This window comes from Fictibacillus tiangongensis (genome assembly GCF_048083785.1).
In the GTDB taxonomy this organism is placed as follows: Bacteria; Bacillota; Bacilli; order Bacillales; family Fictibacillaceae; genus Fictibacillus.
In genome coordinates this window covers 1,883,828-1,895,821 of record NZ_CP182294.1, presented here as the reverse complement: position 1 = coordinate 1,895,821, position 11,994 = coordinate 1,883,828, and the positions used below count along the sequence as shown (strand labels likewise).

Sequence of the window (11,994 nt, the reverse complement as noted above, 5' to 3'; positions counted from 1 at the left end):
CCCTCACTTCTCATTGAAAAACAGAGATCTGTTCGTCAACAACGATCGAAGCACCCGTTGTCTCGATAACATCTTCTACCGTATATGGGCTCATGATTTCACGAAGATAAAGTTTTCCATCTTCACAGTGAAAAACGGCTTTTTCTGTGATAATCATGTCTGCACCTTCCTTGACCGTAAGCGGAAGAGAACAGTTTTCAACAATCTTAGGATTTCCGTACTTATCCGTGTGGTTCATCAAAATAATGACTTTCTTTGCTTTTTGTGCAAGATCGATCGCTCCACCCATTCCAGGAACACGCTTTCCTGGGACGATCCAATTGGCAATGTCTCCTCGTTCACTCACTTCAAGAGCTCCTAAAATCGTTACATCAAGCAATCCCTTTCTAATGATTCCGAATGCCGTAGCGCTGTCAAAGTAAGATGCTCCTGGCTTGATGGAAACTGGATATCCTCCGGCATTTGATAGGTTACCATCTTCAAAACCTGCTTGTGGTGACCCACCCATGCCTAAGATACCGTTTTCCGTATGCAGCATGATATGTAGGTCTTTTTCAATATAATCTGCAACAAGCGTGGGAATACCGATTCCAAGGTTAACGATCATTCCATTAGTTATTTCGAGGGCTGCCCTTCTTGCGATCCTGTGCCTTGTTTCAATTCCCAAACCCATTTCCAGTCCACTCCTTTACTCTGAATGATATAGTCTATAAAGACGCCTGGGGTAACGATTTCTTCCGGATTAAGGGAACCTATGGGAACGATTTCTTCTACTTCTGCGATCGTTATCTGTCCTCCCATAGCTACGAGTGGATTCGTATTTCGAGCGCTCTTATCATAGATGAGATTTCCATACCGATCGGCTTTTTTTGCATAAACGATCGCCACGTCAGCTGTTAGAGCTGGTTCGATCATGTATTCTTTGTTCTTGACCAAGACTTTTTCTTTGTTCGCTTCTACTACCGTTCCTAGACCAACATCTACCAAGATACCGCCAAGCCCCATACCTCCAGCTCTTATTTTTTCAGCAAGTGTGCCCTGCGGAACAAATTCCACTTCTAGAGACCCATCTTGCATCTGTTTACCTGCTTCAGGGTTTGAGCCGATATGAGAAGCTATTAATTTCTTCACCCTTTTTTCCGTGATCAGCTTACCAGGTCCGATCCAAGGGAAACCTGTATCGTTACTTATCAGAAAGATATCATTGATATCTTTTTCTAAGATAAGATTAACAAGGGTCGGAGGAGCACCCACTCCTCCAAAGCCGCCGACCATAAGTGACATACCATTATGAAAATAAGCAGAGGCACTTTCTAGTGTGATCTGTTTATCAACACCTTTGGCCATTCACAACACCTCTTTCAGCTAGTTGCTTCTGTTATATATAAACCTTCTGTTATGAGCTGGGTAGTCAGTTCACCAATGGATTGATCGAGAATATCCATGATATCTGTGATCTGTTCTTTCGTTACGTTTAGCGGCGGAGACAAAAGAATAGAGTCTCCAGAAAATCCAGTAACTCCCCCTACCGCAGGATAAACAAGCAAGCCGTTGTCAAAACAGATAGATAATAATCGATCTGTTACTTTTGAAGTGATCAAAAAAGGTTCTCGTGTGATCGGATTTTTAACAAATTCGATGCCACATAATAGACCCTTGCCTCTTACATCTCCGATTAACGGGTATTTCCATTGAAGGCGCTGCAGGTGATTGATCAGATACTGTCCCATAGCCCCAGCATTTTCCTGAAGTTTATTTCTTTCCATATAATCAATAACAGCTAGGCAAATCGCAGCAGATTGTGGATTTGCGCTAAACGTGTGTCCGCTCATCACTACTTTACTTCCCGCTTCGATCACGTTCATAATTCGGTCTGAGACGATGGTTGCGGCCATCGGTGTATAGCCTGCACTCATGCCTTTTCCTATCGCAATAATGTCAGGCGTTACATTCCAATGTTCCATCGCGAACATTTTCCCCGTACGGCCCATACCAGTCATTACTTCATCAGCGATCAGCAGAATATTATATTTATCACAGATCTCTCTAATCTTTCCGAAGTATTCGTCTGGTGGTACGATCGCTCCTCCAGATGCGCCGATGATCGGTTCCGCGATAAAAGCAGCGATCTGGTCTGGTCCGATGGCTTGTATCGACGATTCTAAGTCATCTGCACATTTCACTCCGCAACCAGGGTAGGACTCTTTTAATGGGCACTGGTAACAATAAGGTGGATGTGCAGCAGGAAAATCTTCAAGCAATGATGTGAACCGTTGTCGTCTTAGTTTGTGACCCGACATGGAAAGTGCGCCAAGAGTTATTCCATGATAACTGGTCCATCGGGATATCACTTTGGTTTTCGTCATGTTTCCTTGTTCTTGAAAATACTGAATAGCAACCTTAAGTGCTGTCTCGGTTGCTTCTGATCCACTATTTACAAAGAACACTGAGTTCAAATCTCCCGGGGCATAATGAGCTATCTTTTCCGCTAATTGTTCTGCTGCTTCACTTGTAAACTGCGAACGGTAAACGAAAGATACATGATTTGCTTGATTCCACATCGCTTCAGCAACTTCATGTACTCCGTGACCGATATTACAAGTGATCGCGCCTGACGAGCCATCAATATATTGCTTTCCATTCTTATCGTATAAATAGATTCCTTTGCCATGACTGATAACAGGGTAGTCGCTTCCTAGAACCGGTTTGATGAGATGTGATTTTCTCATAAAAAAGGCTCCTTCCTCATGAAGGTTAAAAAGGAAATATCTTTATTTGAAAACTATTTTCACTGTCGCACACAGAAAGCAGTTGAGCTCCAATTCATATACTTCCTAACTAAAGAACTTAGCGACCATCAAACAGAGAATAGTTTTATTTTAAAAAAGATATCCCCTTACTCTACTGATGTTACAACTTAAAATAATTCTTCTTCAAAAACCTCGGTATGTTCATTAATTCTGTATAGGAAATCGTTGAATCTATCTTCTTTGTATCTATTAACATGAGTTGATCTTCTATCTCATCTACAATATGATCTTCTTGGTATTCCATACCGCAAGAAGAACAGGATACAGAAGGGATTACAGTTATTTGGACGGCTCTTGAGCCATCAGGCAGTTCCCAATATCCTGTTAATCCTGCCTTCTCTGCTTCTTCACTTTCACACCATAAGCACTTCATGTTATCCTCCTCCCTATGCATTTCTTTGTTCTTCAGGAGTCGCTGAAATTCCTTCGTCTTTTGTCTGCTCAAACTTATATTTTTTCTCTTTCAATTCATCCCGTTTATCCCGCTTATCTTTAAGTGAACTATGCTCAGGATTCGTATCATAATCTTCTCTTCGTTCAAGCCGTTTTAAGCCTTTTGGTACAAGGTTGAAAGCCTCATCGCTCATAAGTGCTGAAACTCCGATCGCAGGCTTGATGTGGTCTGTTCCCATCACTTCATTGAAATAAGCATCTGCTCTTCCAGCTTGATAGTTTTGAGGTTCGGGATAAGAAGTGATCACTCCTTCAAAGTTCCGAAGCACTACCTTTTCTGGTGATTGAGAGATGAGATAGTTTGGCTGAACAGCAATCTTCCCTCCGCCTCCAGGAGCATCTACTACGAATGTCGGCACGGCGTAACCAGAAGTATGACCACGCAAACCTTCTATAATCTCCAAACCTTTAGAAACAGGTGCACGGAAATGACCGATTCCTTCAGACAGATCACATTGGTAGATGTAATATGGTCGTACTCTAATTTTCACCAGGTCATGCATCAGCTTTTTCATAATTGGAACACTATCATTGATTCCTGCAAGAATAACAGATTGATTGCCTACAGGAACTCCGGCATTCGCAAGCATCTCACACGCTTTTTTAGATTCTTCCGTGATCTCAATTGAAGTGTTGAAATGCGTGTTCAACCAAACTGGGTGATATTTCTTTAAAATATTGCAAAGGTTTTCTGTAATTCTTTGCGGGAAAACGACTGGAGCCCGTGTTCCAATCCGAATGATCTCAAGATGAGGTATTTCTCTTAGGTTCTTTAATATATATTCTAAGATGTTGTCATTAATTAATAACCCGTCACCACCTGAGATCAAACAGTCCCTAACTTGTGGATTGTTTCGAATATAGTTAATGGCTGCATCCAATTGTTTCTTTGGTACACCCATACCGATCTGACCAGAAAAACGTCTTCTCGTACAATAACGGCAATACATAGAACACTGATTCGTCACAAGGAAAAGAACACGATCAGGATAGCGGTGCGTAAGCCCTGGAACAGGGGAGTCTTCGTCTTCGTGCAAAGGATCTTCTAAGTCATATTTCGTCTTTAATATCTCCTTGCCAATCGGAACTGATTGCATTCGAATCGGACACCTTGGATCGTCTTGATCCATGAGCCAAGCATAATAAGGTGTAATATTTAACGGGATCGTCATCGTGGAAATTTTAACGCCTTCTTCTTCTTCCGGCGTTAAGTTAATGATGCTCTTAAGATCTTTTAAATTTCTGATGGTGTTAGTCAGCTGCCACAGCCAATCATTCCATTGCTCTTCTGTAACATCTTTCCATAATTCGAATTCACTCCAATGTTTCTTTGGTTTAAATAATCCATTCACTACAGGCATCCTAATGACCTCCTTTATTTCTACACTCTTCATTCTTGCAAGAAGTGTGCCAACTTACAGAAAGTTCAGAATATAACGATTTATCCTATAGTTTATGCATCCTCTTTACAATGTGGGCCGATTAATAAAACAAAAGTGAACTGCCGAAAATTCGGCAGTTCACTTTTGTTTTATTTTATATTGCAGAGTTTGTCTAGGTACTCCCAAAATTTTTGCAGCTTGAAGGATATTGCCAGAAGTATGTTGGAGTGCCATCTCTATGATCTGTTTTTCATAATCTCCTAAAGCTTGTCTTAATGAAGGTATGTTCGATAATTCTTTTCTGACTGTACGTCCATTCTCACCAGGAATAGTTACATGTTTCGGAAGTAAGGAAGACTCGATCAAAGAATCATTTTCTGCAAAATTCATACAGTGCTCGATCGCGTGCTTTAGTTCTCGAACATTGCCAGGCCAAGAATAACGAAGTATGAAAATTTCAGCTTCAGAAGTAAATCCTCGTACCTTTTTTCCAAATTTATGATTAAAATAGTCTACAAAATGTTTCACTAAGTATGCAATATCCCCTTTTCTTTGCCTCAAAGGGGGTAATTCGAAATAAACTACATTTAACCGATAAAAAAGATCTCTTCGCAACTTTCCTTTTTCCATACAAACATCAGGTCGTTCGTTTAAAGCAGAAATGATCCTTACATCAACCCTTCTTGATACTTGACTTCCTATGCGCTCTACAACACCTTCTTGAACGACTCTTAATAGCTTTGCTTGCAATTCAACAGGCATCGAATTCAGTTCATCTAGAAATAAAGTGCCACCATCTGCTAGTTCAAACACTCCCGGCCGATCGATGGCACCAGTAAAACTGCCCTTTGATGTTCCGAATAATATCCCTTCGAGAAGTGGTCCTGGAATCGCGGCGCAGTTTTGAACGACGAACGGATTTGAAGAACGTTTAGAAGAATTGTGTATCGCTTGAACGAACATCTCTTTGCCTGTTCCCGTTTCTCCATATAACATGATCGGCGAGTTTGTTTGAGAGGCTTGGTTACATTGTAATTTTACCTCGTTTAATTCAGGGTCATCTGTGATGATATCGGAGAAGTGGTAAGCTGCAATTGGTTGATCTTTATTTGTTTTTTTCTTAACTTTCATCTTTTTTTGCAGATCGATTAGCTGTTCAGAAAGAACTTTAATCTTTGAAAGATCTTTTGCTACCTCAACAGCACCTATCAGTTCTCCATTTAACCAAAGTGGCAGGGTAGAATTTACCGTGTCGATCTGTTTGCCTTTTCGGTTCATATAGGATTGATGTTCATTAAAGATGGGTTTCCCAGTTTCTATTACTTTAAGTAATGTGCTCGTTTCCTTTGTTAAGGAAGGAAACGCATCAAGTACATGATGATGATGAACCTCGTCTGATGTTAAACCATCTAATGAAGCAGCCACCGAATTATAAAAAATAGTAATTCCATCTGCATCAACTACATGTATACCCTCATCGATCGTCTTTAATATGGCATTTAAAGTTTCTGCTGTTTCTAATGATTTAGATATCAAAAAGATCACCACCAAGAGTGCTTAATTTTTGTCACTATATGCCTAAAATTCGGCACTCATTTCGATAAATCCTTCACCCAAATGTTCATATCTTCGTATTTATCAAAAATTTTACAGTTATTCGCTAGTCTTCCTTTAAATTTGTAGCCTTTCTGATGAAAAACAGCATTCATACCAAAAGAGAGGGCTCTAGCGATTGAATAGGAACAATAAATATTACTTTGAAACAACTCTTTTTCAAGCTGATCAATCAGATGCTTCATAAGACCAAATTTACGGTGCTCTGGGGTTGTCGCGCAGTCTGTGATCTCAGCGTTATGATACTTCCCATTGACGTCTGCAGAAGCAGCACTAACGATTTTTTTATCATGCTCAATCACACAGAATAATGTGCCTGATTGAATCATCTTCCGTACATACTGTGCATCGTTCATCGGTGTAGGATACACTTGGAATACGTTCTTATAGAGCTCTGCAAGTGAATCTGCATCCTCTATTTCAGCCATCCTTAAAGAATAGTTGCTTTGAAGAGGCTGATTTTTTGATCCTGCTCCTATCTTTACAACATCTTTTAAAATACGATCTTCATCTACCCAATACTCACTGTTTCTTCTGTCATTTGTAAGGTATTTACACATAGCGAATGCTGAGGCGCCATTAAAATATCCACTAAACTCTCCTTCATTAATATAACCGAGCTCTTGCCAATAAGAGAGATCATCTCTTTTCGATTTAACAATGATCTTATGAAATCCATTGATTACCGCTTCTTCTTCAAGCCATTCTGATAAAGAGTTGACGTTTCCTCGATAATCGTCTGCTCGTATGCGTTCGCTGTAATAATCAAAACATGTATCTGCGATAAAATGAGTCCTATTGATTCTTTTGTTTTCGTAGTATGTGGTCTGCATGGTTTTTTGCCTCCTATAATGTCCTGTGCATAACTTCCATAATATATGCTTAGAATCCTGCACAAAAAACCACCCTCTGTTTTAGGGTGGTCTCATACAAGGCTGTTAAGTTAAGATTGCTTTCTTATAACATGTTGTTTTAATCTAGTTGATTTCCGTTCACATGCTCGATTTTCATGAAGCGTACGGTGGTGAACCACTTGCCGAAACGCGCCTTTAGTAGCAATTGCAAAACGTGCAGCAATCTTTTAGAACAAACCGGATGTACATTATAAAGCTCTATGTGGAAGTTTCCAATTGAGTTTCAGTGACAACATTCTAAACACAACTAGAGAAACAAAAAGAATCATATATTCCACAGTGCTATTAACTATATTTAAACCAACGACTAAACCGCCTAATAAAGCCCAAACAGCATAGATCTCTTCACGCAATACGACCGGCTTTCGGCCAGCCAGCACGTCACGAATCATACCTCCGCCAATACCTGTTAAGATTGCAGCAACGATAACAGCACTGATGGGGTGATTCATACTTGTGGCAGCGATCGCACCTTGAATCGCGAATGCAGAAAGACCGATGGCATCAAAGAAATGAAGACTCCTCTTAGAAAATTGAATCATGCTCTCGGGCATAAAAAACACGATCCCCATAGATGCCAGTGCTGATTTCAGTAGAAGTCCCTGCTCCCAAATCGTGTCTACGGGAAGGCCGATTAACACATTACGCAATATCCCTCCGCCAAACGCTGTAACGAGTCCTAAAATAAAGACGCCTAAAATATCATAATCTTCTTCCATTGCAACCAATGCACCTGAAATGGCAAATGCGATCGTTCCAATGATGTTCAATAAATCCCAAGTCAAACCCATTCTTCCTCTCACAATCAATATGCTCCGTATTGAATCTTATAAGGTTCTTGGCCGACTGGCAAGCATTATTTACTAAAACTTCTCAATTCGTTTAAGGTGCTGATGGGGACTGAACAGCTGCCTATGTCTCCATGGAAAACTTCGCCGTTACGAAAGCCGTGAAAATCACTTCCTGCTGTTTTGATTAAGGAGTATCTATCTGCTAAACCTTTATAAAAAGCTACTTGCTCCTCTGTGTGATCTGGATGACTATACTCTAGTCCGATCAAACCGTTCTTACTTAACATCGGTATGAGTTCATCTGCTCCGTAAATACCTGGATGAGCTAGTACAGGTACTCCTTTTGCTTGTTTGATCAATTGAATCGCTTCTATTGGAGAGATGCGTTCTGTTGAAGCATAAGCAGCTTTCCCTCTTCCTAGATACTTTTCAAATGCTTCTGGAAGTGATTTCACAATTCCTTTCTCCATCAAAATCTCTGCAATATGCCCTCTTCCTACATTTCCTTTGCCATGTCTTTTCGCTTCTAATTCCGATTCCTTCACCTGAATTCCGAGGTTGTTCAAATTTTGAAGAATCATTTTATTTCTTTTATCTCTAACAGAAGTAAGACTGCTCAATGCATTTAGAAAATTTTCGTCTTTATAATCTACAAAATAACCTAATACATGAATGTCTTGGCCTTGATATAAGGTACTTATCTCGACACCTGGGATTACGGTAAATCCTGGATACTTATTCGCTTCTACCATCGCTTCCCCAATTCCATTCACTGTATCATGATCAGTGATCGCGATCGCTCCAAGACCTTTTTCAACTGCTCTTTTAATATTTTCAACAGGAGAATAGGTCCCGTCAGATGCTGTGGTATGAGTATGTAAATCGCATTGTTTCATTATTTATTTCTCCTAAATAATCAAATTGATTACGGTACATGAAATTTTAATCAGTCGCTTTCTTTTATTATTGGATTTTCAACATAGCTGATCCAATCACTCCAGCTGCCCGCATATAGGGATTTATCAGTGATTCCCGCTTCATCCATAGCCAGTATGTTTACACATGCCGTTACACCAGATCCGCAATACACAATAACTTTTTTACTCCCATTCCAACCATTATATTTCGTTTGTAGATCTTGCTGGTTCTTCCACCAGCCCGGTTTTTGCATATGACTTTCCCAAGGGATGTTTATCGCATTAGGTATATGTCCACCCACATGATCGATAGGCTCGAACTCTCCTGTATATCGTTTGAATTCTCGGGCATCGACGATAAGTGTATCTTCTTTGTTCATTTCACGTAATACGTCTTCTTTGCTCTTCAACATTTCAACTCTCACTTTTGGAGTGAAATGTTCAGGTTTCTCGGTAGGCATTTTACTTGAGATGGCATATCCTTTTTCTTTATAGTGTGTATAGCCGCCCTGCATGACAAAAACATTATCATGTCCTAAGTATTTCAAGATCCACCAAAGTCTTGCAGCCATGCTGCCTGATTGATCATCATAGGCGACAACAATTTTTTCTTGGTCAACACCACAACGGCTAAAAAATTGTGATAGTATGTTTACGGAAGGTAATGGATGACGACCACCATGGGTTGAAACTGTGCTTGAGAGATGTTGCTCAAGATCCGCATAAATAGCAGATTCGATATGGTCGTTCTTATACAGTTCACACCCTTTTTGCGGTTCAGATAATGAGAACCTGCAATCAAAGATCACGATATCAGCACTGTTCACCTTTTGGTTCACCCATTCAGGACTAACGAAATTTGACATATTTGACCTCCTGTTTTATGAAGTAAGTTCGTTATTTTAACTTCATCTAGGGAAAGCTGTAACTATTAGAAAAGATAGAAAGAAGTGACGTACAGATGATACATAGTATTCCTAACGCATCCATCGTATTGTTCGGAGCGACTGGTGACCTTGCTCACAGAAAACTTTTCCCCGCTCTTTATCAATTGTATCAAAAGGGACATATGAAAGAGAACTTTTCTGTTGTTGGTGTTTCAAGAAAAGAATTCTCTCATGAAGAGTTTCAAGCTGAAGTTGCATCTGCTATTCATGAACATGCAAAAGGTGCAGATCGCCAAATCGTAGAAAAGTTTGCTTCCCATTTTTATTACTTAAAGATGGATGTAACGAGTGAAGCAAGCTATCATGAGTTAGAAGAGCTGTTGAACGTACTCGACAGAGATTATCAAACGAATGGAAATCGCCTGTATTATCTTGCGATGGCTCCAAAGTTCTTCGGAACGATCCCTACTTTCTTAAAATCAGAAGGAATCACGAATACAGAAGGTTGGCAACGTATCGTTATCGAAAAACCATTCGGTAATGACTTGCCTTCTGCAACGAAATTGAATGAAGAGATTCAACAAAGTTTCAATGAGAATGATATTTACCGTATCGATCACTATCTTGGAAAAGAGATGGTTCAAAACATCCAAGTGATCCGTTTCGGAAATGCCATCTTTGAATCCATCTGGAACAATAAATATATTGACTCTGTTCAGATCACTTCAAGTGAAACATTAGGTGTTGAAGACCGTGCAGGCTATTATGAAAAATCAGGTGCCCTGCTTGATATGGTACAGAATCATATGCTTCAAATGGTCATGATGGTGGCAATGGAACCGCCTGGTGAATTAAAGCCTGAACACATCCGAGACGAAAAAGTTAAAGTTCTTCGATCATTGCGCTTCTTTTCAGAAGAAGAGGTGAAGAAGAATGTGATCCGCGGTCAATATTCAGAAGGAACGATGAACGGAAATCAAGTTCCTGGTTATCTGAATGAAGAGAACGTAGATCCTGAGTCTCGAACCGAAACATTTGTAGCAGCTAAGCTATTCATTGATAATTTCCGATGGACAGGCGTTCCGTTCTATATTCGTACAGGTAAACGTATGGCTGTAAAATCGACAGAGATCGTTATTCAGTTTAAACAGGGTCCGATGGCGCTCTATCATGCGAACACAGAAAATTATCAGCCTAACTTGTTAAGGATTCATGTTCAACCAGATGAAGGTGTTAGCCTTACACTTAATGCAAAACCAAAAGGTGATACTCCTGATCTCTTGCCGATCGATATGACTTACAACAATAACAGTACAGCAGAAATGAATTCACCTGAAGCATATGAAAAGCTTCTGCACGATTGTCTACTTGGTAACTCTACTTATTTCACGCGATGGGATGAGGTAGCACTCAGCTGGGACTTTATTGACCGCATCACGAAATCGTGGCAAGACGGAACAGGTTCCAACCTCACACACTATCCATCAGGAAGCATGGGGCCTGAAGAAGCTGATGAACTATTAAAAGCTGACGGACATTCTTGGTGGGAACCTACAAAAGTAAGAGAGGAATGTTAATTCATGAAAATATATGATGTCTCTTTACCGATCTTTGAGGGAATGCCAGTCTATAAGAACAAACCTGAAAAACAACCCGAGTTCAAAACAGCACAAAATGCACATGTAACAGAAACACGTATCTCAATGGATGTTCATACAGGAACACATGTTGATGCTCCGCTGCATATGGTTCCTGGCGGTGATACGATCGAAACTCTTCCGATCGAAAAATTGGTTCGAAAAGCTAAAGTTATCGATCTTACAGGTTCTACTGGTTTTATTTCTGCTGAAGACCTTGCTGATAAAGGTATTCAAAAAGATGATTTTGTCTTATTTAAAACAAAAAATTCTTGGGACACCGAGTTCAATTTTGAATTCATATATGTAAACAGTGAAGCAGCTAAAATGTTGGCTGAAATCGGTATAGCAGGTGTTGGAATTGACGCATTAGGGGTAGAGAGAGCACAAGAAAATCATCCTACTCACAAACAGCTATTTCAAAACAACATCATCATTATCGAAGGACTTCAGTTAAAAGAAGTTCCTGAAGGAGAATATTTAATGGTCGCTGCTCCTCTAAAAATAAGAGGTCTTGATGCATCTCCTGCAAGAATCGTACTTATTGAACAATAATAAACAAATAAAAACAAGGGCTTGCATGGATTCA

At 40.0% G+C, this 11,994-nt stretch carries 12 protein-coding genes; 2 read left to right on the top strand and 10 right to left on the bottom strand.

Annotated elements, in window-relative coordinates; translation table 11 throughout:
• Positions 1-10 precede the first annotated feature (10 nt).
• The 10 genes from ACNJYY_RS10235 to ACNJYY_RS10190 form a co-directional block, all read right to left on the bottom strand.
• On the bottom strand, positions 11-673 hold the full coding sequence (locus ACNJYY_RS10235) for a 3-oxoacid CoA-transferase subunit B (protein WP_416731609.1): 663 nt from the start codon (positions 671-673) through the stop codon (positions 11-13).
• Positions 616-1,347 (bottom strand): CoA transferase subunit A, encoded by a 732-nt coding sequence (locus tag ACNJYY_RS10230; RefSeq protein WP_416731608.1) that lies wholly within the window; start codon positions 1,345-1,347, stop codon positions 616-618. The genes ACNJYY_RS10235 and ACNJYY_RS10230 overlap by 58 nt, the downstream gene beginning before the upstream one ends.
• Before the next feature lie 14 nt (positions 1,348-1,361).
• The gene (locus ACNJYY_RS10225) at positions 1,362-2,729 is read right to left on the bottom strand and encodes an aspartate aminotransferase family protein (protein WP_416731607.1); all 1,368 of its coding nucleotides are present in this window, start codon (positions 2,727-2,729) and stop codon (positions 1,362-1,364) included.
• A 181-nt stretch (positions 2,730-2,910) separates the two neighbouring features.
• On the bottom strand, positions 2,911-3,183 hold the full coding sequence (locus ACNJYY_RS10220) for a YokU family protein (protein WP_144700533.1): 273 nt from the start codon (positions 3,181-3,183) through the stop codon (positions 2,911-2,913).
• 13 nt (positions 3,184-3,196) lie between these two features.
• On the bottom strand, positions 3,197-4,624 hold the full coding sequence (ablA, locus tag ACNJYY_RS10215; RefSeq protein ID WP_328086837.1) for a lysine 2,3-aminomutase: 1,428 nt from the start codon (positions 4,622-4,624) through the stop codon (positions 3,197-3,199).
• Positions 4,625-4,783: 159 nt separating this feature from the next.
• Positions 4,784-6,190 (bottom strand): sigma-54 interaction domain-containing protein, encoded by a 1,407-nt coding sequence (locus ACNJYY_RS10210; protein ID WP_416731606.1) that lies wholly within the window; start codon positions 6,188-6,190, stop codon positions 4,784-4,786.
• Between the two features lie 47 nt (positions 6,191-6,237).
• Positions 6,238-7,092, bottom strand: coding sequence for a putative beta-lysine N-acetyltransferase (ablB, locus tag ACNJYY_RS10205; protein ID WP_416731605.1), 855 nt, complete (start codon positions 7,090-7,092; stop codon positions 6,238-6,240).
• A gap of 269 nt (positions 7,093-7,361) precedes the next feature.
• Entirely contained in the window at positions 7,362-7,958 is a 597-nt protein-coding gene (locus tag ACNJYY_RS10200; protein WP_198767143.1) for a trimeric intracellular cation channel family protein, read from the bottom strand.
• A gap of 71 nt (positions 7,959-8,029) precedes the next feature.
• The gene (locus ACNJYY_RS10195; protein ID WP_416731604.1) at positions 8,030-8,860 is read right to left on the bottom strand and encodes a PHP domain-containing protein; all 831 of its coding nucleotides are present in this window, start codon (positions 8,858-8,860) and stop codon (positions 8,030-8,032) included.
• Between the two features lie 50 nt (positions 8,861-8,910).
• Positions 8,911-9,747 carry a sulfurtransferase gene (locus ACNJYY_RS10190; protein WP_416731603.1) on the bottom strand — a complete coding sequence of 279 codons (837 nt, stop codon included), beginning with the start codon at positions 9,745-9,747 and terminating at the stop codon, positions 8,911-8,913.
• A gap of 95 nt (positions 9,748-9,842) precedes the next feature.
• Here ACNJYY_RS10190 and zwf point away from each other — a divergent pair, with 95 nt between their 5' ends.
• Complete coding sequence (gene zwf / locus ACNJYY_RS10185) at positions 9,843-11,345, top strand: glucose-6-phosphate dehydrogenase (protein ID WP_144700547.1); 1,503 nt, start codon at positions 9,843-9,845, stop codon at positions 11,343-11,345.
• A gap of 3 nt (positions 11,346-11,348) precedes the next feature.
• Positions 11,349-11,960: a cyclase family protein gene (locus ACNJYY_RS10180; RefSeq protein ID WP_416731602.1), complete on the top strand. Its 612-nt coding sequence runs from the start codon at positions 11,349-11,351 to the stop codon at positions 11,958-11,960.
• Positions 11,961-11,994 lie beyond the last annotated feature (34 nt).

Bases quoted from the DNA above. Each gene is read 5' to 3' on its own strand.
- ACNJYY_RS10190 (WP_416731603.1), bottom strand. From the start codon at position 9,747: ATGTCAAATTTCGTTAGTCCTGAATGGGTGAACCAAAAGGTGAACAGT.
- ACNJYY_RS10230 (WP_416731608.1), bottom strand. From the start codon at position 1,347: ATGGCCAAAGGTGTTGATAAACAGATCACACTAGAAAGTGCCTCTGCT.
- ACNJYY_RS10225 (WP_416731607.1), bottom strand. From the start codon at position 2,729: ATGAGAAAATCACATCTCATCAAACCGGTTCTAGGAAGCGACTACCCT.
- ACNJYY_RS10195 (WP_416731604.1), bottom strand. From the start codon at position 8,860: ATGAAACAATGCGATTTACATACTCATACCACAGCATCTGACGGGACC.
- ACNJYY_RS10180 (WP_416731602.1), top strand. From the start codon at position 11,349: ATGAAAATATATGATGTCTCTTTACCGATCTTTGAGGGAATGCCAGTC.
- ablB (WP_416731605.1), bottom strand. From the start codon at position 7,092: ATGCAGACCACATACTACGAAAACAAAAGAATCAATAGGACTCATTTT.
- zwf (WP_144700547.1), top strand. From the start codon at position 9,843: ATGATACATAGTATTCCTAACGCATCCATCGTATTGTTCGGAGCGACT.
- ablA (WP_328086837.1), bottom strand. From the start codon at position 4,624: ATGCCTGTAGTGAATGGATTATTTAAACCAAAGAAACATTGGAGTGAA.
- ACNJYY_RS10220 (WP_144700533.1), bottom strand. From the start codon at position 3,183: ATGAAGTGCTTATGGTGTGAAAGTGAAGAAGCAGAGAAGGCAGGATTA.
- ACNJYY_RS10235 (WP_416731609.1), bottom strand. From the start codon at position 673: ATGGGTTTGGGAATTGAAACAAGGCACAGGATCGCAAGAAGGGCAGCC.